The following is a 20,663-nucleotide window of genomic DNA, read 5'->3' on the forward strand; positions in this document are numbered from 1 at the left end:
GAGGCGGAGGGGAGGTCTCGGATCCCGTCCGGCGCCGCCTGGTGCGGGGGTTGAGGTCAGCTGATGCCGGCGTCGGTGCAGAGCTTGGCGAAGGTGCCGGTGCAGAGCTCGTCCTTGGTGACGTAGCCGTCCGCCACGACGTCCTTCACGTTGTCCTTGTAGATCGCCTTGGGCTCCAGCAGCACGGACGGGACGTCCCGTCCGCCCTCCGGGTCCTTGACCGTCTGGCCGGTGTCCTTCTTCTGGCCCTTGGCCAGCCCGATGGCCAGCTCGGCGGCGGCGTCCGCCTCCTTCTTGACCGCCTTGTAGACCGTCATGCACTGGTCGCCCACGAGGATGTTCTGCAGGCCCTCCTTGGTGGCGTCCTGACCGGTCACCGGGACCTTGCCGTTGAGCTTGTTCTTCTTCAGCACCGAGATGGCCGCGTTGCCGAGGCCGTCGTTGGCGGCCAGCACCCCGTCGATCTTGCCGCGGGCCTTGGTGAACTGCTGCTCGAAGATCGTCGCGGCCTGCGCGTTGTCCCAGGCGGGCACGGAGTCATCGGCGACCTTGGTGTATTCCTTCGAGTCGAACTTCGGCTTGAGCACCGAGTCGTACCCGTTCTTGAACAGGGTCGCGTTGTTGTCGGTCGGCGAGCCGTTGAGGTAGGCGATCGACGGGTTCTTGACGCCCTTGTCGGTCAGGCACTTGCTCAGGCCCTCGCCCTGGAGCTTGCCGACCGCCTCGTTGTCGAAGCTGACGTAGTACTGGGCCGAGCCGCCCAGGGTCAGCCGGTCGTAGTCGATGGTGGCGACGCCCTGCGACTTGGCCTTGTCGAGCACGGCCTTGCCGGTGCCGGAGTCCAGGTTGACGATCATCAGCACGTTGACGCCGTTGGTGATCATCTGGTCGGCGATGGTCTGGAAGGCGTTCTTGTCGTTCTGGGCGTTCTGGATGTCCGACTCGACACCGGCCGCGTCGAACGCTTCCTTGAGGTACTTGCGGTCGGCGCCCTCCCAGCGGGCGGAGGACTTGCTGTCGGGGAGGATCACGCCGATCTTCGGCTTCTTGTCGGTCGAGCCGCCGGCCTGGTCGGAACCGCCGTTGTCACCGCAGGCGGCCATGCTGCCGGTCGCGAGAAGACCGACGGCCGCGAAGGTGAGGAAGCCCTTGCGCATATGCATGGGTCCTTTCGGGGGTTGGGGGAGTTGTGTCGGTGTTTTGTTGTGCCCGGCAACGTATTCCTCCCCTGAGGAGGCGCGCAAGGGAGCCGAGGTCAGAAGTTTGTTGGCGGCAGTAACAATTCAGCAACGCCAGTGACACCCCGCCGTCACCCGCCGAGAGCGCTCCCTCGGGGTGGCGTGCGGAAACGCTCCCAGGACGGCGCTCAGCGGGCGGCGATCGGCGCCGTGACGGCGCCGGTCAGCGCGACCAGGTCGGCCGGGGCGAGCTGGAGCTGCAGGCCGCGGCGCCCCGCCGAGACGTAGACCGTCGGATGCTCCAGCGCCGAGGCGTCGACGACAGTGGGCAGCCGCTTGCGCTGGCCGAGCGGGCTGATCCCGCCGCGGACGTATCCGGTGGCGCGCTCGGCCACCGTCCGGTCCGCCATGGCCGCCCGCTTCCCGCCGGCCGCGGCGGCGAGGGCCTTGAGGTCCAGCTCGCCGGTGACCGGCACGACCGCCACGGTCAGCCTGCCGTCGACCTCGGTGACCAGCGACTTGAACACCCGGGCCGGGGGCACCCCGAGGGCCGCCGCGACCAGGGCGCCGTAGTTCGGCGCGTCCGGCGAGACGTCGTACGGGTGGGCGCTGTGTGCGATCTTCCGCCTGGTCAGCAGTGCCGTCGCCGGAGTGCCCTGTCCCGCCATGAGCGACAAGCTAACCCGGCTCCCGCCCGGTGGGCGAGCCGGAATCACCGGCCGGGAGGAGGGCGACCGGTTGCTCCGGCCGTGCGCCGCGCCGCAGGGGCGCTCGTCAGGCCGACGCGGCCGACCGCCCGCTGCGGTCGCCGGGCCTCGTGTCGTGCCCGGGTCGGCGGGTCAGCACCCGGGGGCCGGCCTCGGTGATCGCGACGGTGTGCTCGGAGTGGGCCGTGCGCGAGCCGTCGGCGGACCGGATCGTCCAGCCGTCCCCGTCGAACCTGATCTTGTCGGTGCCCCGGCAGAACCACGGCTCGATCGCGATGGTCAGGCCGGGCCTGAGCCGCATGCCCCGGCCCGGGCGGCCGCTGTTGGGCACGTGCGGGGCCTCGTGCATGGTGCGGCCGATGCCGTGCCCGCCGAACTCGTTGTTCACCCGGTAGCCGTAGCGGCGGGCCACCTCGCCGATGGCGGCGGAGACGTCGCCGAGCTGACTGCCCACCCGCGCGGCGTCGATCCCGGCCTCCAGCGCGACCTCGGTGGCCTCGATCAGCTTCAGGTCCTCCGGTGCGGGGGTGCCGACGACGACGGACAGTGCGGAGTCGGCGACCCAGCCGTCGATCCCGACCGCCATGTCGATGCTCAGCAGGTCACCGTCGCGCAGGACGTAGGGGTGCGGCAGGCCGTGCAGCACGGCGTCGTTGACCGAGAGGCACAGGACGTTGCGGAACGGGCCGCGGCCGAACGACGGTGTGTAGTCCCAGTAGCAGGACTCCGCGCCACGTTCCCTGATCCGGCGGCGGGCGTGGTGTTCGAGGTCCATCAGGTTGACCCCGACGGCGGCGGCCGCACGCAACTCCGCCAGCAGCTCGCCGACGAACTGGCCGGTCTCGGCCATCCGGTCGATCTCCTCGGCCGACTTCAGTTCGATCACGATCAACCCTTCCCTCCGGTGCGGTATATTTATACCAGGCCGGCCGGGGCGCCCGCCGGGTCGGCTTCGCCGATCCGCGAAGGCGGATATCCTGCTGACATGGTTCGCCCACCGCTCACGCCGGAACAGATCGCCGCGGGGCAACGTCTCGGGGCGGCGCTCCGGGTCGCGCGAGGTGGCCGCAGCCTCGTCGAGGTGGCCCTGGCTGCCGGCATCTCGCCGGAGACGCTGCGCAAGATCGAGGTGGGTCGCCTTCCGGCACCCGCGTTCGGCACCGTGGTCTGCCTCAGCGAGGTCCTCGACATCGCGCTCAGCGACCTGGCCGAGGTGTGGCTGGCCGACCTGCGCGTCCGCGAAGCGTCCTGACCCCGCAGCGAGTTCCGCTCAGCCGAGCGCCGGGCGGCAGAGCAGCACGGTCGGCGCGCCGGCCACCCGGGTCAGCACCAGGCTCGCCGCCGCGTCGCCGGCCAGCTTCAGATCCCGGCGCAGCTTCTCCGGCTCCAGCGCGGAGCCGCGCTTGAGGATCTCCACCCGGCCGACCCGGCGCTCCCGGAGCAGGGCGCGCAGCCGCTTCAGCGAGAACGGCAGGACGTCGGTGACCTCCAGGCAGCGGGCGAACGGCGTCGGCCGGGCCTCGTCGCCGTACAGGTAGGCGATGCTCGGGTCGGCCAGCGTCGCGTCGAGGTCGCCGGCCAGCTCGGCGACCAGGTGCGCGCGCACCACCGCCGGGTCCGGGTCGTAGAGGAAGCGGCGGGGCCTGTCCACCGGCGCCTCGGCGTCGCCGCTGCCGGTGAGCTGGTGGGCGTCGAGGTGTCCCGGCCTCTCCCGGAGCACGGTGGCGCGGCGGGGCACCCCGGCCAGCGCGCCGCACCAGAGCGCCGCCTCGACCAGGTCGCCGTCGACGCTCACCCATTCCGCCTCGGCGCCCGCCGGGATCAGCGCGTGGTCCAACCCCGGGGCCACCTTCACCACCGTGCGCGGGACCCGCTCGGCCAGGCCCGTGACGAAGTCCCAGGGCGGCGAGTAGGCGTTCGGGTCGAAGATCCGCCGGCCGGTGCCGGCCTTCCGGCGGGCCGGGTCGCAGAAGACCCCGTCGACCCGGCTCACGTCGAACGCGGTGGCGTCCCCACACTCCACGGTGAACCGGTCGGCCAGCCCGGCCGCCTCGGCGTTCGCGGCGGCCATCGCGGCGGTCACCGGGTCGGCCTCCACGCCGTACACTCGGATGCCGGCGCGGGCCGCGGCGAGTGCGTCCGCGCCGAGGCCGCACCCCAGGTCGGCAAGCGTGGCCACGCCCGCGGTGCGCAGGCGTTCCGCCCGGCGCCGCGCCACGACACCCCGGGTGGCCTGCTCCAGGCCCGCGCGGGTGAGGAACATGCCGCGTGCCGCCGGGCCGAACTTGCCCACCGCGCGCCGGCGCAGCTCGGCCTGGGTCAGCGCCGCCGCCGCGAGCCCGGCCGGCACCCCGGCGGTGCGGAGCGCCGCCGCCGCCGTCAGCGGGTCGCCGCCGGCCACCCGCGCCGCCGCGTCGAGCGCGGCCGACCCCTCGGGGGTACGCAGGGCGGCGAACTGTTCCAGGTCCACCCGGGCATTCTCCCGGCCAGGTCCGGACGGCCGACCCGGACCCCTGGCGCGCCCCGTCGTCGGCCCCGGTTCGCCCGGGGGCCGGCGACACGAGGCGCGGCTCGTTGGCACTCTCCTTGACGGAGTGCTAGCCGAGGAATAACCTGCGATTAGCACTCTCACCCTGAGGGTGCCAACGCCCGGGCCCTGGTGTCCGGGGGTTGAGCGCCAGGCGGACCGGCACCCGCGACGACGGCCCCGCCCGGTGGCATGTGGCAGATTGACGCTGGTCGGCGTGCCGACCGGCAACGACACCAAGTACCCCAGGAGGGTATGCCCGTGACTACCGCGACCAAGGTTGCGATCAAGCCGCTCGAGGACCGCATCGTGGTCCAGGCGAACGAGGCCGAGACCACCACCGCCTCGGGCATCGTGATCCCCGACACCGCCAAGGAGAAGCCGCAGGAGGGCACCGTCCTCGCTGTCGGCCCGGGCCGGATCGACGACAAGGGCAACCGCGTGCCGATCGACGTCAAGGTCGGCGACACCGTCCTCTACTCGAAGTACGGCGGCACCGAGGTCAAGTACGCCGGCGAGGAGTACCTGGTGCTCTCCGCCCGCGACGTCCTCGCGGTCATCGAGAAGTAAGCAACCGATCAGTGTCGTTGCCCCGGTCCGGCTCGCCGGGCCGGGGCAGCGTCGCTTCGAAGGGATACAGATGGCGAAGATCCTGAGCTTCTCGGACGACGCCCGGCACCTGCTGGAGCACGGTGTCAACGCCCTCGCGGACGCGGTCAAGGTCACTCTCGGCCCGCGCGGGCGCAACGTCGTCCTGGACAAGAAGTTTGGTGCCCCCACGATCACCAACGACGGCGTGACCATCGCCAAGGAGATCGAGCTCACCAACCCCTACGAGAACCTCGGCGCGCAGCTGGTCAAGGAGGTGGCGACCAAGACCAACGACGTCGCCGGCGACGGGACCACCACCGCGACCGTGCTGGCCCAGGCCATGGTCCGCGAGGGCCTGCGCAACGTGGCCGCCGGCACCAACCCGATCGGCATCAAGCGGGGCATCGACGCGGCGGCCGCCAAGGTCTCCGAGGCGCTGCTCGGCCGGGCCGTCGAGGTGGCCGACAAGGAGTCGATCGCGCACGTCGCGACCATCTCCGCGCAGGACTCCACCATCGGCGAGCTGATCGCCGAGGCGATGGAGCGGGTCGGCCGCGACGGTGTCATCACCGTCGAGGAGGGCTCCGCCCTCAGCACGGAGCTGGAGGTCACCGAGGGTCTCCAGTTCGACAAGGGCTTCATCTCGCCGAACTTCGTCACCGACGTGGAGGGACAGGAGGCGGTCCTCGAGGATCCGTACATCCTGATCACCACGCAGAAGATCTCGGCGATCGAGGAGCTGCTGCCGCTGCTGGAGAAGGTCCTCCAGAACAACAAGCCGCTGCTCATCATCGCCGAGGACGTCGAGGGCCAGGCCCTGTCCACGCTGGTGGTCAACGCGATCCGCAAGACCATCAAGGTCTGCGCCGTGAAGGCCCCCGGCTTCGGCGACCGCCGCAAGGCGATGCTCCAGGACATGGCGATCCTGACCGGCGCCGAGCTGGTCGCCCCGGAGCTGGGCTACAAGCTCGACCAGGTCGGCCTGGAGGTGCTCGGCACCGCCCGCCGCGTCGTGGTCGACAAGGAGAACACCACGGTCGTCGACGGTGGCGGCCAGACCGCCGAGGTCGCCGACCGGGTCGCCCAGATCCGCAAGGAGATCGAGGCCTCGGACTCCGAGTGGGACCGGGAGAAGCTTGCCGAGCGGCTGGCGAAGCTCTCCGGCGGCATCGCGGTGATCAAGGTCGGCGCGGCCACCGAGGTCGAGATGAAGGAGCGCAAGCACCGCATCGAGGACGCCATCGCCGCGACCAAGGCCGCGGTCGAGGAGGGCACGGTCCCGGGTGGCGGCGCCGCCCTGGCCCAGATCCTGCCGGTGCTCGACGACGACCTGGGCTTCACCGGCGACGAGAAGGTCGGCGTCTCGGTCGTGCGCAAGGCGCTGGTCGAGCCGCTGCGCTGGATCGCCCAGAACGCCGGCCAAGACGGCTACGTGGTGGTGCAGAAGGTTGCCGCCAAGGAGTGGGGCAACGGCCTCGACGCCGCCACCGGCGAGTACGTCGACCTGGTCAAGTCCGGCATCCTCGACCCGGTGAAGGTGACCCGCAACGCGGTCACCAACGCCGCGTCGATCGCCGGCCTGCTGCTCACCACCGAGAGCCTCGTGGTGGAGAAGCCGGAGAAGGCCGAGCCGGCCGACGCCGGTCACGGCCACGGCCACGGGCACGGCCACCAGCACGGCCCGGGCTTCTGATCCCGAGCCGTACGGCCTGACGTCAGGGCACACCGCCACCCGGCGGTGTGCCCTGACCCGTATCTGCTTACGGAATGCTGACGAGGTTGGCGGTCGGCCGCTCCGACCGACGACACTGGTCGCCGTGAGCAACATGTCGCGCGGTCAGGCCGCGCTGGCCGGGGTCACCGCCGCGGCCGTCGCGATCGGCGTGGCCGAACCTGTGGCCGTCCTCACCGGCCCCCGGTCCGCCCCGATCATCGCGGTCGGCGGGCTGGTCGTCGACGTGGTGCCGGAGCCGCTCAAGCAGTTCGCCATCGCGGTCTTCGGCCGGTACGACAAGATCGCTCTTCTGGTCGGCACGGCGGTGCTGCTGGCCGCGATCGCGGCGCTGATCGGCGTACTGGCGGCCCGGCGGCTCCGGATCGGCCTGGCCGGCATCGCGGCGTTCGCCGCCCTCGGGGTGGCCGCCGCGCTGACCCGGGCCGGCGCGGACGCCTTCGACGCGCTGCCCTCCCTGGTCGGCGGACTGCTGGGGGCGGTGACGCTCTGGGCCTTCGTGGCAGGTCCGCTGGGAGCGGGCGCCGGGCCACGGACGGCGCCGGCCACGCCGGAGCCAGGGCCGGCCGGAGCCACGCCGTCCACGTTCATGCCGTCCGCGCCCACCCCGCCGCCGGCCGTGGCCGCGCTCGCGCGGGACGAGACTCCGGCCGGGTGGGAACCGCTCGACGGCGGCGACCACGAGTCGCGCCGCCGGTTCCTGCGCGGCGTCGGACTGCTGGCCGGCACGGCGGCGGTCGCCGGGCTCGGCGGGCACTGGCTGGCCGGGCGGCGGGGCGTCTCGGCGGCCCGCGAGGCGGTGCGGCTGCCCGCCCCGGCGGCGCCCGCCCCGCCGGTGCCGGCCGGCGCCGAGCTGTCGGTGAGCCGGCTCGCCCCCTTCGTCACCCCGAACCGGGAGTTCTACCGGATCGACACCGCCCTGGTGGTGCCGCAGGTCGACCCGGCCACCTGGCGGCTGCGCATCCACGGCCGGGTGCGGAAACCGATCGAGCTGAGTTTCGACGACCTGCTCGCCCGCCCGATGGTCGAGCGCTTCGTCACCCTGGCCTGCGTCTCCAACGAGGTGGGCGGCGACCTCATCGGCAACGCCCGCTGGCTGGGCGTGCCGATCAAGGAGCTGCTGGACGAGGTCGAGCCGGAGGAGGGGGCGGACCAGGTGGTCGGCCGCTCGGTCGACGGCTGGACCTGCGGCACCCCCACGGCGGTCCTGCGGGACGGGCGGGACGCGCTGCTCGCGGTCGGGATGAACGGCGAGCCGTTGCCGGTCGAGCACGGCTTCCCGGTGCGGATGGTGGTGCCCGGCCTCTACGGGTACGTCTCGGCCTGCAAGTGGGTGACCGAGCTGGAGCTGACCAGCTTCGCGGACTTCGACGCGTACTGGGTGCCGCGTGGGTGGTCGGCGCAGGGGCCGATCAGGACGCAGTCCCGGATCGACACGCCGCGCCCGCGCAACCGGCTCACCGCCGGCCCCGTCACGGTGGCCGGCGTGGCCTGGGCGCAGCACCGGGGCATCCGTACGGTCGAGGTACGCGTCGACGGCGGTCCCTGGCAGGAGGCGACCTTGGCCCCGACGGTCTCGGTGGACACCTGGGTGCAGTGGTCGTGGCGCTGGGACGCCACCCCGGGGGACCACACCCTCCAGGTCCGCGCCACGGACTCCACCGGGGAGACGCAGCCCGAGCAGCGGCGCCCGGTCGCGCTCGACGGCGCCACCGGCTGGCACACCGTGAAGGTCACCGTCGGCTGACCCGGACGCCATGCCGGCAATCCGGACATCATGGACTGATCCCCGCTAATCTCGTTCGGTGGAGTCGGGGCAGGGGCGCAGGCGCTCACTGATCCACGGCTATGGCGCGGCCCGGCGGGCGAGCTGGCTGGAACTCTTCTTCGACCTGGTCTTCGTGGTCGCGGTGTTCCGGCTCGGCCAGCTTCTGGTGAACGACCCGTCGGCGCGCGGAGTGCTGGTCTTCGCCGGTCTGCTCGGCGCGATCTGGTGGCTGTGGTTCAGCTACTCCTATTTCGCCGACCTCTTCGACGACGACCGCCCACCGAGCCGGCTGGTGCAGATGACCGCCATGCTGGGGGTGCTGGCGCTGTCCGCCTCCCTTCCCGGCGCGAGCGCCGCGGACGCGGACCGCTTCGCGGTCACCTACGGGCTGCTACTGGTGCTGCTCGCCGCCTCGTACGGCGTCGTGGGGTGGATCGACGTCGAGGCCCGGGACTTCTGCGGGTGGAACGCCGGCGGCTTCCTGGTGGCCGCCGCGCTCTGGTCCGGCTCGCTGCTGGCGCCCGCACCGGCTCGTTACGGGATCTGGGGCGTCGCGCTGGCCCTCAACGCCGCGATGTCCGGGCCTCTGGCGTACGCCCTCGCGAGCCGGGCGCCCACTCAGAAGTCACACATGCCGGAACGCTTCGGCCTGTTCACCATCGTCGTGCTCGGGGAGGCGGTCCTGGCGGTCGCGAACGGCATCGACGCCAGCGGCTGGCGACCGGTGTCGGTGGCGATCGGGGTCGCCGGGTTCGTCATCGCGTGCGGGGTGTGGTGGGTGTACTTCCTCGCCACCTACGACCGCGAGGCGGGCAACCGGGTGCTGCGCGCCGGACGGCAGGCGATCGTGCGCAGCTACCTCTACGCCTACGGGCACCTCGTGGTCTACGCGGCCATCGTGACCGCGGGGGTCGCCGTCGAACTGGCCGCGGAGGCGGCGGCCGGTCACGGCCCCGGAGCGGTGGTGGCCGGTCGGCTGCTGGGCGGCAGTCAGGTCGCGATGATGGCCGGTTGCGTCGTCATCTACCGCGGTATCAGCCTGTCGGTCAGCCGTCCGGTGGGGCTGGTGCAGGGCGGGCTGGCCCTGGTGGCGCTGGTGGTCGCGCTGGCGGGGCTGCCGCCGCTGGTGGCGGTCCTCCTCGGCGCGGCGGCCTGGGTGGTGCTGGCGGTCGTCGAGCAGTGGTCCGCGTCGGGCCGGCGGCGGTGACCGCCGGGTGGGGTGGTGCGCGTCGGGTGGACGGGCCGCGGCCCGCTCTCCCGCGAGTGCGGGGGAGCGGACCGCGGCACGGCGACCGGACGGGCTCAGACGGCGATACGGCCACCGTCGACCGGCAGGACCGCGCCGTGCACGAAGCTGGCCCGGTCGCCGGCCAGGAAGGCGACCGCCTCGGCGATCTCCTCGGCCGAGCCGGGACGCCCGGCGGGGGACATGGTCGCCAGCTGGTCGAGGTCCTCGCCCATGCCGGCGGTGCCCTCGGTCCGGGTCGGGCCGGGGCTGACCGCGTTCACCCGGACCCCCTGCGGTCCGTACTCCGCCGCCCAGGACTTGGTGAGCAGCACGAGGGCGGCCTTGCTCGCCCCGTACAGGCTCATCCCCGCCATGCCGAACTCGGCGACCATGGTCGTCAGGTTGATGACGGCCCCGTGGCCCCGCTTCGCCATCTCCGGCGCCAGTTCGGCGACCAGGAAGTACGGCACCTTCACGTTCAGCGCGAACACCGCGTCGAAGGTCTGCTCGGTCGTCTGCTCGGTGGGCCCGAACGGGTAGATGCCCGCGTTGTTGACGAGGATGTCGACCTGACCGGCCAGCTCCCGGGCCCGGGCGGCGAGTTCCCGGGCCGACGCCTCGTCACGCAGGTCGACCGCCACGAAGTCCGCCCGTCCGCCGCTCGCCCGGATTTCCCGGACCACCTGGTCGCCGCGCTCGGCGTCCCGACCGGAGATCACCACGTGCGCGCCGAGCCTGGCCAGCGCCCGGGCGGCCGCCCGGCCGATACCGCTGTTGCCGCCGGTCACCAGCGCCGACCTGCCCTGCAGTTCCGTGCTCATGCTTCACCCACTCCTGTTCCGCAACTCTGCGGCTCTGGTCGGGCCTGTCCCGACCAGTGGGTGCAAGTCGGTGGGCGGCGGGGATTTTCCCCAGCGGCTGATCGAGGAACTTATGGCCGCCATAAGCGGCCGCGGGCTACTCCGGCCCGCGCAGCTCCAGGGCGGCGACCAGTTGGCCGAGGTCGCGGCGGTGGGAACTGGCCGGCCACACCGCCCAGGTGCGCCGGACCAGGGGATGCCCGACCAGCGGCGCCCAGGTGACCGAGTCCGGAAGCGGCTGTGGCCAGCGGGGCGGCGCGAGCGCGAAGGCCGTACCGGCGGCCACGGCGGCGAGCTTGACCTCGGCGATCAGTTCCTGTCCCTCCGGTGCGGCGGGCCCGAGATCCAGGCCGTGGCTGCGCAGGATCGCGGTGAGCTCGTCGTACCAGGCGGGGCTCCCGGAGCGGGGGAAGCCGATCCAGTCCAGTCCGGCGAGCGCGTCCAGCCGGATCCCGTCCGGCCCGGCGATCGCGGCGGCCTGAGCGGTGGCCAGCAGGACGCCCAGCCGTTCCTCGACGACCGGCACGGCGTCCAGGTCGGGGCCGATCGGGTGTTCCCGCACCAGCCCCACGTCGAGCTCGCCGGCGCGCAGCGCGGCGAACTGTGCCGCGGTGGACAGGTGGCGGACCTGGACGCGGGTGTCCGGACAGGCCACGGCCAGCTCGGCGAGCGGTCGGGTCAGCAGGTCGGCGGGGAGTTCCAGCGGGATACCGAGCCGGAGCGCGCCGCCGCCGGTCGCGCCGTGCCGGTTGACCGCGGCCACGGCCTGGTCGTACCGCGCGAGCACCGCCCGAGCCTCGGTCAGCAACGTCATGCCGGCCTCGGTGGCCCGCACGCCGGTGCTGCCGCGGACCAGCAGCGGCACCCCGAGCTGCCGCTCCAGCCCGTTCATGGTCTGGGTCAGCGCCGGCTGGCTCAGGTGCAGCCGGCGAGCGGCCGCCGACAGGCTGCCCTCCTCGACGACCATCACGAACGCCCGCATCTCCCGCAGTTCCACCGGCCCATCCCACCACGCGCACCGGTGCCCTCGGCCGGGGAAGCCGGTCGTCGCGCGGTCTCGGCGGACCGGGTACGAACGCCGACGCCGCGCCCGGGGCGGGCGCGGCGTCGGATGGTCTCTGCGGATCCGGTCAGGCGACCTTGCGCTGGTCCGGGACGGCGGACTTGTGCGGCCGGCCGAGGCGGGCCTCCAGCCGGGCGACGTCCACCCGGGACTGCCGGCGGTCGGCCAGGTCCTCCCAGCCGAGGGCCAGCAGCCGCAGCCGCTCCGACTCGCTGAAGCCGCCCCACACGCCGTAGGGCTCGCGGACCGAGAGGGCGTGCGCGGCGCATTCGGCCCGGACCGGGCAGGCGCGGCAGACGGCCTTGGCGCCGGACTCGCGGCGCAGCCGCGACGAGCCGCGCTCGCCGTCCGGGTGGAAGAACTGCGCGCTGTCCCGCCCACGGCAGGCACCGAGCCGCTGCCAGTCCCAGAGGTCGACAATGGGTCCGGGCAGCCTGCGTACGTTCGACATCAGCACCCCTCCTCCCGCGCGGCACCGCGGAGAATCATCGTGGCCAGCTCCCACCGGTGCGGTGGTCCGCGCGGGACACCGTTTCCGGAGTGACCCCTCGGTACCCGGGCTTTCCCGCCCTCACACATCTGTGATCGAAAACCTCGGACACTTGGCGGCATATGCCCCATCTGCCGGAAAAGTTCGGATGATTGCCCGGAACCTCCTCCCGAGCACACCCCGTCGTGGTCTGCTCTGAGGCGGAGAGGAGACCACTGTGCGTAGCGTTCTTGTGTGCGTTCGGACACCACTCGCAGCCCAGCACCTGACCTCCGCGGCGGCGCGGCTCGGGCTGTCGGGCGTGCTCCGCACGGCCGTCTCCGACCCCGAGGTGATGCTGCGGCTCGCCGAGCGTCAGGTCGACGTGGTGCTGGCCGACACCGCCCTCACCCGGCCGGACAGCGCCGGCTTCGTCCGCCGGGTGCTGGCCCGCGCCCCGCAGGCCGCCGTGCTGCTGCTCGGCGCCGAGGAGTCGGAGGCCGCGGCGGCCACCATCAGCGCCGGGGCGCGGGGCCTCATCCAGAACGCCGACCACGACCTGACCAGCGCGGTAGCCAAGGCATTGCTGCTGCTCTCCGCGCCCGGGCGCACGAACCGGCACCGGGTCAGCGACCCGGCCCGGGACGCCGCGGCGGTCGGTGGGCCGGCCCGGTCGGCCGCGCCGGGGCGTACCCCCGCCGGGGCCGCGTGGCCGGCGGGATCGGCGGAGGGTCCCGGCGGGGGGCCCACGGTGGTCCCGGTGCAGCGCGGCGAGGACCCGGCCGACCCGGCGGCGGCCGAGGCGGAGGCCGCGCCGGCGGGCGGCCCGCAGCGGACGGCCCGCACCCCGCGCAGCGCGATCGGCCTCACGGAGCGTGAGCTTCAGGTGCTGCTCGGCATGGCCGAGGGCAAGAGCAACGCGGAGATCGGGCGGGAGCTGTTCGTCTCGGAGGACACCGTCAAGACGCACGCCCGCCGGCTGTTCCGCAAGCTCGGCGCGCGGGACCGGGCGCACGCCGTGGCCGCCGGCTTCCGCGCCGGCCTGGTCGCCTGAGCCGGCCGCTCACTCCTCGGCGGAGTCGTCCGTGCCCTCGGTGAGGGTGTCGTGCACGCCGTCGGCGTAGCCGCGGGCGTAGTCCCAGCTCACGTAGTGGTCCGGATCCGGGTCGTAGGCCGGCTCGTGCACCCGGGGCCGCCCCGAGTCGAGCAGGTGGCGCAGGTTGCCGCGGAGGAGATCCCAGTCGAAGTAGTGCGGCTCGCGGCAGTCCTCGCACTCGATGACCAGGCCGCGGACGCCGATCGGCTGGAGCAGGGCCTGGTAGATCTCCAGGTCGGCAAGATCCTCGAGGACGTCCTGCCGCTCGATCTCGGTCAGCGGGTCGAGCGGGTCGTCCTCGCGCGGGTCGTGCAGACCGGCAGCCGGATCGGCCGGGTCGCCGTTGAACGGGTCGATGGGCTCGTCGTGCACCCCCTCACCGTAGTCCCCGTCGCGCCGGAAAGTCCGCCCCGGCGACTCCCTGTGGCGCCGCCGACCCGGGCCCGCCGCTGCCGGGGGCCGCCCAGGTCAATGGGTACGATGAAGCGACGCGCCGTCTTGCCGGCGTGCGCCGGTGCCCGCGCGGCGCCGCCTCGCTGCAGCCCGTCCGACCAGCTCAGGGGAGCAATCGTGGAGAATTCGCCCAGCACCGAGATCCCGGCCGGCCGCGACGGCGGTGAGCTGGGCGGCCATCTGCCCGAGCTGCCCGCCGGCTCGGCCCGGGTGGTGCCGCTCGGGCTGACCTTCGACGACGTGCTTCTCCAGCCGGGCGAGTCGGACGTGGTGCCGAGCCGGGTGAACACCCGCACCCAGCTCACGCGCAACGTCGAGCTGACCATCCCGCTGCTGTCCAGCGCGATGGACACCGTCACCGAGGCGCGGATGGCGATCGCCATGGCCCGCCAGGGCGGCATCGGCGTGCTGCACCGCAACCTCTCCGTCGAGGACCAGGCCCTCCAGGTCGACCTGGTCAAGCGCTCCGAGTCCGGCATGATCACCAACCCGGTGACCGCCAGCCCGGACGACACCCTCCGCGAGGTCGACGCGCTGTGCGGGCGCTACCGCATCTCGGGCGTCCCGGTGGTCGACGGGCAGGGCCAGCTGGTCGGCATCGTCACCAACCGGGACATGCGCTTCGTCTCCGACCCGGCCACCCCGGTCCGCGAGATCATGACCCGGACCCCGCTGATCACCGCCCGCGTCGGCGTCGGCAAGGACGAGGCGCTGGCCCTGTTGCGCCAACACAAGGTCGAGAAGCTGCCGATCGTCGACGAGTCCGGGAAGCTGCGCGGGCTGATCACGGTCAAGGACTTCACCAAGAGCGAGCAGTACCCGGAGGCCACCAAGGACGAGGCCGGCCGGCTCCGGGTGGCCGCCGCCATCGGTGTGGGCGAGGACGCGTACAAGCGGGCCCGCACCCTGGTCGACGCGGGCGTCGACGTGGTGATCGTGGACACCGCGCACGGCCACCAGCGGGCCGTGCTGGAGATGGTCGCCCGGCTCAAGAAGGACGTCGCCATCGACATCGTCGGCGGCAACGTCGCCACCTACGCGGGCGCCAAGGCCCTTGTCGACGCGGGGGCGGACGGCGTGAAGGTGGGCGTCGGCCCGGGTGCCATCTGCACCACCCGGATCGTCGCCGGGGTCGGCGTACCGCAGATCACCGCGATCATGGAGGCCGCCCGGGCCGCCCGTCCGGCCGGGGTGCCGGTGATCGGCGACGGCGGCATCCAGTACTCCGGGGACATCGCCAAGGCCCTGGTGGCCGGCGCCGACACGGTGATGCTGGGCGGCCTGCTCGCCGGCTGCGAGGAGAGCCCGGGCGAGCTGCTCTTCATCAACGGCAAGCAGTACAAGGCCTACCGGGGGATGGGCTCGCTCGGCGCCATGCAGTCCCGCGGCCAGGCCAAGTCGTACTCCAAGGACCGCTACTTCCAGCAGGACGTGACCAGCGACGAGAAGCTGGTCCCCGAGGGCGTCGAGGGCCAGGTGCCGTACCGGGGGCCGCTCGCCCAGGTCGCCCACCAGCTCGTCGGCGGGTTGCGGCTGGCGATGGGGTACTCCGGCGCCGAGAGCATCCCCGAGCTCCACCGGCGCGGCCAGCTCATCCGGATCACCGCGGCGGGCCTCAAGGAGAGCCACCCGCACGACATCCAGATGACCGTCGAGGCGCCCAACTACCACACCCGCTGACCCACCACCCCCAACCACCTGGAGTCCCCATGCGTGACGTGGTCGAGATCGGGCTGGGCAAGACCGCGCAGCGCGGCTACCACCTTGACGAGATCGCCATCGTGCCGAGCCGCCGCACCCGGGACGTCGACGACGTCTCCACGGCGTGGCAGCTCGACGCCTACCAGTTCGGCATCCCCTGCGTCGGGCACCCCTCCGACGCGACCATGAGCCCGGCCTCGGCGGTGCGGCTCGGCCAGCTCGGCGGCCTCGGCGTGCTCAACGTCGAGGGCCTCTGGACCCGCTACGAGAACCCGGCCAAGGTGCTGGAGGAGCTGTCCGGCCTGGGCGAGGACGCCCGGGCCACCAAGCGGCTCCAGGAGGTCTACGCGGAGCCGATCCGCCCCGACCTGATCGCCGAGCGAGTCCGCGAGCTGCGCGACGGCGGCGGCACGGTGGCCGTCCGGGTCTCCCCGCAGCACACCCTGGCGCTCGCCCCGGTGATCCTCGACGCCGGCGTGGACATCCTGGTCATCCAGGGCACCATCGTCTCCGCCGAGCACGTCTCCACCACCGACGAGCCGCTGAACCTCAAGGAGTTCATCGCCGACCTCGACCTGCCGGTCATCGTCGGCGGTTGCACCGACTACAAGACGGCGCTGCACCTGATGCGCACCGGCGCGGCCGGCGTGATCGTCGGCATCGGCGGCGACGACTGGTCCACCACCGAGTCGGTGCTCGGCATCCGGGTGCCGATGGCCACCGCGATCGCCGACGCCGCCGCGGCCCGCCGCGACTACCTCGACGAGACCGGCGGCCGGTACGTGCACCTCATCGCCGACGGCGACATGCAGACCTCCGGCGACATCGCCAAGGCGCTGGGCTGCGGCGCGGACGCCGTGATGCTCGGTGAGCCGCTGTCGCTCTGCGAGGAGGCCCCGGCCGGCGGCGCCTGGTGGCACTCGGCCGCCAGCCACCCGTCCCTGCCGCGCGGCGCGTTCGAGGTGGCCGGTGAGCCGCTCGGCTCGATGGAGAAGCTGCTGTTCGGCCCGGCCGACGAGCCGGACGGCCAGCTCAACCTCTTCGGCGGGCTGCGCCGCGCGATGGCCAAGTGCGGCTACCGCGACCTCAAGGAGTTCCAGAAGGTCGGCCTGGTCCTCGACCGCTGACCGTGTGAGCGACCGGCGGCGCGGGTGGGCGATCCGGTCCCACCCGCGCCGTCGCGCGTCTAGGCTCGGCGGATGACGCGGGGCCGGCGGTGGGGCGCGGCGGTGCTCGCCGTCGCGGTGCTGGCCGGCGGCTGCACCGGGGACAACGACGGGCGGTTCCGCCCGGGCGCGGCGGACGCGGGCGACCCGTACGTGCCGGGGTCCGGCAACGGCGGCTACGACGTCGGGCACTACGCGCTGAAGGTCCGCTACGACCCGGCCGACGACCGCCTCGCCGGCGAGGCGGTCCTGACCGCCACCGCCACGATGGCGCTGTCCCGGTTCCAGCTCGACCTGGCCGGCCTGACCGTCGACCGGGTACGCGTCGACGGCGCCCCGGCGAAGCACCGGCGCGACGGGGCCGAACTGATCGTCACCCCGCCGCACGGCCTGCCGGCCGGGCAGCGGTTCACCGTCGAGGTGACGTACGGCGGGGTGCCGGAGCCACTGCCCAGCACCGAGCTGGGCGACGGCGGCTTCCAGGCCACCGGGGACGGGGCGATCGCGCTGGGCCAGCCGGAGTCGGCGAGCACCTGGTACCCGGTCAACGACCACCCCTCCGACAAGGCCACCTACGAGATCGAGGTGACCGTCCCGGCCGGGCTCGCCGCGCTGAGCAACGGGGTGCCGAAGGGGTCGGAGAGCAGCGGCGGCTGGACCACCTGGCGCTGGTCCGAGGGCGCGCCGATGGCCAGTTACCTGTCCACCCTGGTGATCGGCGACTACCGGGTCCGGACCGGCACGCACGCCGGCAAGCCGATCGTCACCGCCGTCGCCGGCAAGCTGCCCGCCGACGGGCCGGCCGCCGCCTCGGTGGCCCGCACCGGCGAGATCGCCGACTTCCTGGCCGGCCGCTTCGGGCCGTACCCGTTCGACGCGTACGGCGGGATCGTGGTGGCCGACGACCGGATCCGGTACGCGCTGGAGACCCAGTCCCGGCCGGTCTACGGGCCCGGCTTCTTCCGGGGTGCCGGCCCGAACACCGAGGTCGTCGCGCACGAGCTGGCCCACCAGTGGTTCGGCGACAGCGTCTCGGTGGCCCGGTGGAGCGACCTCTGGCTCAACGAGGGCTTCGCCACGTACGCGGAATGGCTCTGGGCGGAGCACGACGGCGGGCGCACCGTCGAGCGGGCCTTCGCCGACCGCTACGCGGTCACCGACTGGAGCAGGCCCTCGGTGGACCCGGGCCGCGCCGCGATGTTCGGCGACGCGGTCTACCAGCGCGGCGCGCTGGCCGTGCACGCGCTGCGCCGCGCCGTCGGCGACGCGACGTTCTTCCGCGTCCTGCGCGGCTGGCTGGCCGAACGCCGGAACGGCACCGCCACCACCGCCGACTTCATCGGGTACGCCGAGCGGACCGCCGGGAAGCCCCTGCGGCCCCTCTTCGACGCCTGGCTGATCGGGGCGAGCCGGCCGGCCCTGCCGTGACGCGGACGTGATCGATCCTGGGTAGGCTGCCGCGGGCGGAGCGGCCCGGGCAGGGCCGCGACGGTTCTGTTCCGGGAGGGATCGAGGCGATGGCGCGGCGCGGCGGACGACGACGGCTCGGGCTGCTGCTCTGTGGAGGGTTGCTGCTCGCCGGCTGCGGTGCGACCGAACCGGACCGGGCGACGCCGGACCCCACCTCGCCCAGCCCGACGGCCGAGCGCAGCTTCGCCCCCGGCGCGCCGGGCGCCGGCGACCCCTACTTCCCGAGCTACGGCAACGGCGGCTACGACGTGGCCCACTACACGGTGCAGGTGCGCTACGACCCGGCGACCGACAGGCTCACCGGCACCACCACGCTGCGGGCCACGGCGACCGCCAACCTGTCGGCGTTCAACCTGGACCTGGCCGGGCTGACGGTGCGGTCGGTCAGCGTGGACGGGGCGAAGGCCGGCCACAGCCGCACCGGCGACGAGCTGGTCGTCACCCCGGCCACCGGCCTCACCTCGGGCAACGGCTTCGTCGCCGAGGTCCGGTACGACGGCCAGCCGGCCGCGCTGGAGAACGACGTGCTCGGCGAGGGCGGCTGGCTGCACACCGCCGACGGGGCGATCGCACTCGGCCAGCCGGAGTCGGCGAGCACCTGGTACCCGGTCAACGACCACCCCTCCGACAAGGCCACCTACGACTTCGAGATCACCGTGCCGAAGGGGCTCACCGCGGTCAGCAACGGGGTCCCGAAGGGGCGGAGCACCAAGGGCGACTGGACCACCTGGCGCTGGTCCGAGGGCGCCCCGATGGCCAGCTACCTGACCACGGTGGCGATCGGGAAGTTCCGGATCACCACCGGCGAGCACAAGGGACGGCCGGTGTACAGCGCGGTCACCAAGCAGGTGGCCGAGGGCGCGCCCGACCGGTCGATCGCGCGGACCGTCGAGGTGGCCGACTACCTGGAGAGCATCTTCGGGCCGTACCCGTTCGAGGCGTACGGCGGCGTGGTGGTCGCCGACGACCGGATCCGGTACGCGCTGGAGACGCAGGGCCGGCCGGTCTACTCGGCCGGGTTCTTCCGGCAGGGCGACAACACCGGCGTGGTCGCGCACGAGCTGGCCCACCAGTGGTACGGCGACAGCGTCTCCGTCCAGCGCTGGCAGGACATCTGGCTCAACGAGGGCATGGCCACGTACGCCGAGTGGCTGTGGGCCGAGCACGCCGGGGAGTCCACCGTCCAGCACACCTTCGAGCAGAAGTACGCGACCGCGTCGAGCCAGGTCTGGCGTACGCCGCCGGGCCGGCCGGGGGTGGCGAACCTGTTCGGCCGGTCGGTCTACGAGCGGGGCGGGATGGCCGTGCACGCGCTGCGGGTGGCGATCGGCGACAGTGCTTTCTTCACCGTCCTGCGCACCTGGGCGGCGGAGAAGAAGCACGGCAACGCCACCACCGAGGAGTTCGTGGCGCTCGCCGAGCGGGTCTCTGGCAAGAAGCTCGGCAAGCTCTTCGACGCCTGGCTCTACGGCACCGAACGCCCGCCGGCCCCGAAGCCGCTGTGAATCAGCTCTTCACCCGCAGCGAGGGGTGCGCGGCCAGGTAGGCGTCGGCGCTGCCGCCGCGCAGGGCGACGAGGAACTGGCGGCCCGTCGGGCGCAGCTGCTCGCCCCGGTAGGACGCGCCGCTGCCCACGCCTTCGCCGGGGAGGCCGACCAGGACGAACTTCTCCGCCGGCAGGCCACCCAGGGCGTACGCGAAGTCGACCAGCCGGCGGCCGCCGCCGACGTACACCAGGGTCTTGCCCAGCGCGCCGGCCACCTGCTCGACCCGGTCCGGGTCGCGGGCCACCCCCTGGTCGAGGATCTTCCGGGCCAGCGCCCGGATGAGCTGCTGCTGGTGCCGCTGCCGGGTGTAGTCGCCGCCGGCCGTGTAGCGCTGGCGGGCGTAGTCGAGGGCCTGCCAGCCGGTCAGGTGCCGGTTGCCCGGCTGGTAGACCATCTGCGGCCCGGTGTAGGTGCTGCCGGTCCGGTCCCGGTAGCGCCCGTCGGGCCGGCGGTGGATCGAGGCGACCCGCTGGTCGACGTAGAGGTCCACGCCGCCGAGGGTGTCGACCAGCTTGTCGAACCCGCCGAAGGTGATCACCGCGCCGGCGTCGATGCGCAGCCCGGTGTACCGGCTGACCGTCGTGCGCAGCAGCTCGTACCCCTGGGCCGTGCTGGGGTGCTTCTTGTCGGCGGGGACCCGGCTGCCGTAGCTCATCGCGTGGGTGAGCTTGGTCCGGCCGCCCGGGTAGCCGGCCTTCGGGTAGGCCGGGATGTCGACCACCAGGTCGCGGGGGAGCGAGAAGAGGTACGCGCGGCCCAGCCCGGCCGGCACGTGCAGCACCAGCACGGCGTCGGCGTGCGGTTCCCAGCCCGGCACGCTGACCCGGGTGTCCACGCCGACCAGCAGGAGGTTGAGTGGCCCCTTGAGGTCGGCGCCGGGCGGCGGGGTGGGGCTGGAGGTCACCGGGGCCGGGGTGGTCGGGGCGGCGGTGGACGGGCTCGGCGTGCCCGGCCCGGCGACCGGGCCCGGCGACGGGCGGGAGACCAGCCGGGTGGTCACCACCGCGCCGGCGGCGACCAGCATCACGGCCACCAGGGCGGCCAGCCCCAGCAGCAACCGTCGACGCGTCATCGTGGTCTCCTTCCCCGTCTTCCATTCGACGCGCG

Annotated in this window: 19 protein-coding genes; 10 read left to right on the forward strand and 9 right to left on the reverse strand. The window is 73.3% G+C overall.

The genetic code is table 11. The annotated features are described in order from the left end of the window. Positions 1-56: 56 nt before the first annotated feature. The 3 genes from NFX44_RS09465 to map all read right to left on the reverse strand — a co-directional run bounded on the left by NFX44_RS09465 (position 57) and on the right by map (position 2,771). Positions 57-1,157, reverse strand: coding sequence for a sugar ABC transporter substrate-binding protein (locus tag NFX44_RS09465; RefSeq protein ID WP_262283175.1), 1,101 nt, complete (start codon positions 1,155-1,157; stop codon positions 57-59). Positions 1,158-1,366: 209 nt separating this feature from the next. Then, entirely contained in the window at positions 1,367-1,846 is a 480-nt protein-coding gene (ybaK, locus tag NFX44_RS09470; RefSeq protein ID WP_262283104.1) for a Cys-tRNA(Pro) deacylase, read from the reverse strand. 106 nt (positions 1,847-1,952) lie between these two features. After that, positions 1,953-2,771: a type I methionyl aminopeptidase gene (gene map / locus NFX44_RS09475; protein WP_262283105.1), complete on the reverse strand. Its 819-nt coding sequence runs from the start codon at positions 2,769-2,771 to the stop codon at positions 1,953-1,955. Between the two features lie 99 nt (positions 2,772-2,870). Here map and NFX44_RS09480 point away from each other — a divergent pair, with 99 nt between their 5' ends. Continuing rightward, the gene (locus NFX44_RS09480; protein ID WP_262283106.1) at positions 2,871-3,137 is read left to right on the forward strand and encodes a helix-turn-helix domain-containing protein; all 267 of its coding nucleotides are present in this window, start codon (positions 2,871-2,873) and stop codon (positions 3,135-3,137) included. An 18-nt stretch (positions 3,138-3,155) separates the two neighbouring features. Here the strand turns inward: NFX44_RS09480 and NFX44_RS09485 are convergent, their stop codons facing one another. Continuing rightward, complete coding sequence (locus NFX44_RS09485) at positions 3,156-4,355, reverse strand: methyltransferase domain-containing protein (RefSeq protein WP_262283107.1); 1,200 nt, start codon at positions 4,353-4,355, stop codon at positions 3,156-3,158. 312 nt (positions 4,356-4,667) lie between these two features. On the opposite strand from NFX44_RS09485, the gene groES reads away from it, so the two are divergent. The 4 genes from groES (at position 4,668) to NFX44_RS09505 (ending at position 9,710) form a co-directional block, all read left to right on the forward strand. Further along, positions 4,668-4,982 carry a co-chaperone GroES gene (groES, locus tag NFX44_RS09490; protein WP_018222648.1) on the forward strand — a complete coding sequence of 105 codons (315 nt, stop codon included), beginning with the start codon at positions 4,668-4,670 and terminating at the stop codon, positions 4,980-4,982. Positions 4,983-5,052: 70 nt separating this feature from the next. Further along, positions 5,053-6,696 (forward strand): chaperonin GroEL, encoded by a 1,644-nt coding sequence (groL, locus tag NFX44_RS09495; protein ID WP_262283108.1) that lies wholly within the window; start codon positions 5,053-5,055, stop codon positions 6,694-6,696. 124 nt (positions 6,697-6,820) lie between these two features. Continuing rightward, positions 6,821-8,482 carry a molybdopterin-dependent oxidoreductase gene (locus tag NFX44_RS09500; protein ID WP_262283109.1) on the forward strand — a complete coding sequence of 554 codons (1,662 nt, stop codon included), beginning with the start codon at positions 6,821-6,823 and terminating at the stop codon, positions 8,480-8,482. A 58-nt stretch (positions 8,483-8,540) separates the two neighbouring features. Continuing rightward, positions 8,541-9,710 (forward strand): low temperature requirement protein A, encoded by a 1,170-nt coding sequence (locus NFX44_RS09505; RefSeq protein WP_262283110.1) that lies wholly within the window; start codon positions 8,541-8,543, stop codon positions 9,708-9,710. A gap of 95 nt (positions 9,711-9,805) precedes the next feature. On the opposite strand, the gene NFX44_RS09510 is transcribed toward NFX44_RS09505, so the two are convergent. From NFX44_RS09510 to NFX44_RS09520, 3 genes are all read right to left on the reverse strand, one after another. Beyond that, positions 9,806-10,552, reverse strand: coding sequence for an SDR family NAD(P)-dependent oxidoreductase (locus tag NFX44_RS09510; protein ID WP_262283111.1), 747 nt, complete (start codon positions 10,550-10,552; stop codon positions 9,806-9,808). Positions 10,553-10,688: 136 nt separating this feature from the next. Next, complete coding sequence (locus NFX44_RS09515) at positions 10,689-11,588, reverse strand: LysR family transcriptional regulator (protein ID WP_262283112.1); 900 nt, start codon at positions 11,586-11,588, stop codon at positions 10,689-10,691. Between the two features lie 133 nt (positions 11,589-11,721). Beyond that, positions 11,722-12,105, reverse strand: a complete 384-nt coding sequence (locus tag NFX44_RS09520; RefSeq protein ID WP_107079839.1) for a WhiB family transcriptional regulator — start codon at positions 12,103-12,105, stop codon at positions 11,722-11,724. A gap of 256 nt (positions 12,106-12,361) precedes the next feature. Between NFX44_RS09520 and NFX44_RS09525 the strand changes: the two genes are divergently transcribed. Continuing rightward, positions 12,362-13,177, forward strand: a complete 816-nt coding sequence (locus NFX44_RS09525; protein ID WP_262283113.1) for a response regulator transcription factor — start codon at positions 12,362-12,364, stop codon at positions 13,175-13,177. A 9-nt stretch (positions 13,178-13,186) separates the two neighbouring features. Here NFX44_RS09525 and NFX44_RS09530 read toward each other — a convergent pair whose 3' ends face one another. Further along, entirely contained in the window at positions 13,187-13,591 is a 405-nt protein-coding gene (locus NFX44_RS09530) for a DUF5319 domain-containing protein (protein ID WP_151465105.1), read from the reverse strand. 198 nt (positions 13,592-13,789) lie between these two features. Between NFX44_RS09530 and guaB the strand changes: the two genes are divergently transcribed. The 4 genes from guaB (at position 13,790) to NFX44_RS09550 (ending at position 19,514) form a co-directional block, all read left to right on the forward strand. Further along, entirely contained in the window at positions 13,790-15,352 is a 1,563-nt protein-coding gene (guaB, locus tag NFX44_RS09535; RefSeq protein WP_262283114.1) for an IMP dehydrogenase, read from the forward strand. 29 nt (positions 15,353-15,381) lie between these two features. Next, positions 15,382-16,500 (forward strand): GuaB3 family IMP dehydrogenase-related protein, encoded by a 1,119-nt coding sequence (locus NFX44_RS09540; RefSeq protein ID WP_262283115.1) that lies wholly within the window; start codon positions 15,382-15,384, stop codon positions 16,498-16,500. 72 nt (positions 16,501-16,572) lie between these two features. After that, positions 16,573-17,967 (forward strand): M1 family metallopeptidase, encoded by a 1,395-nt coding sequence (locus tag NFX44_RS09545; RefSeq protein ID WP_262283116.1) that lies wholly within the window; start codon positions 16,573-16,575, stop codon positions 17,965-17,967. Between the two features lie 89 nt (positions 17,968-18,056). After that, positions 18,057-19,514: a M1 family metallopeptidase gene (locus tag NFX44_RS09550; RefSeq protein ID WP_262283117.1), complete on the forward strand. Its 1,458-nt coding sequence runs from the start codon at positions 18,057-18,059 to the stop codon at positions 19,512-19,514. Between the two features lies 1 nt (position 19,515). Here NFX44_RS09550 and NFX44_RS09555 read toward each other — a convergent pair whose 3' ends face one another. Continuing rightward, positions 19,516-20,628, reverse strand: a complete 1,113-nt coding sequence (locus NFX44_RS09555; RefSeq protein ID WP_262283118.1) for an LCP family protein — start codon at positions 20,626-20,628, stop codon at positions 19,516-19,518. Positions 20,629-20,663 lie beyond the last annotated feature (35 nt).

Origin of the sequence: Micromonospora sp. MA102 (genome assembly GCF_025460765.1) — a bacterium.
Classification (GTDB): Bacteria; Actinomycetota; Actinomycetes; order Mycobacteriales; family Micromonosporaceae; genus Micromonospora; species Micromonospora halotolerans.

What these genes read in the sequence shown, in the direction of transcription:
- NFX44_RS09465 (WP_262283175.1), bottom strand. Translation starts at nt 1,157, where the DNA reads ATGCGCAAGGGCTTCCTCACCTTCGCGGCCGTCGGTCTTCTCGCGACC.
- ybaK (WP_262283104.1), bottom strand. Translation starts at nt 1,846, where the DNA reads ATGGCGGGACAGGGCACTCCGGCGACGGCACTGCTGACCAGGCGGAAG.
- NFX44_RS09480 (WP_262283106.1), top strand. Translation starts at nt 2,871, where the DNA reads ATGGTTCGCCCACCGCTCACGCCGGAACAGATCGCCGCGGGGCAACGT.
- groES (WP_018222648.1), top strand. Translation starts at nt 4,668, where the DNA reads ATGCCCGTGACTACCGCGACCAAGGTTGCGATCAAGCCGCTCGAGGAC.
- groL (WP_262283108.1), top strand. Translation starts at nt 5,053, where the DNA reads ATGGCGAAGATCCTGAGCTTCTCGGACGACGCCCGGCACCTGCTGGAG.
- NFX44_RS09510 (WP_262283111.1), bottom strand. Translation starts at nt 10,552, where the DNA reads ATGAGCACGGAACTGCAGGGCAGGTCGGCGCTGGTGACCGGCGGCAAC.
- NFX44_RS09520 (WP_107079839.1), bottom strand. Translation starts at nt 12,105, where the DNA reads ATGTCGAACGTACGCAGGCTGCCCGGACCCATTGTCGACCTCTGGGAC.
- NFX44_RS09540 (WP_262283115.1), top strand. Translation starts at nt 15,382, where the DNA reads ATGCGTGACGTGGTCGAGATCGGGCTGGGCAAGACCGCGCAGCGCGGC.
- NFX44_RS09545 (WP_262283116.1), top strand. Translation starts at nt 16,573, where the DNA reads ATGACGCGGGGCCGGCGGTGGGGCGCGGCGGTGCTCGCCGTCGCGGTG.
- NFX44_RS09550 (WP_262283117.1), top strand. Translation starts at nt 18,057, where the DNA reads ATGGCGCGGCGCGGCGGACGACGACGGCTCGGGCTGCTGCTCTGTGGA.
- NFX44_RS09555 (WP_262283118.1), bottom strand. Translation starts at nt 20,628, where the DNA reads ATGACGCGTCGACGGTTGCTGCTGGGGCTGGCCGCCCTGGTGGCCGTG.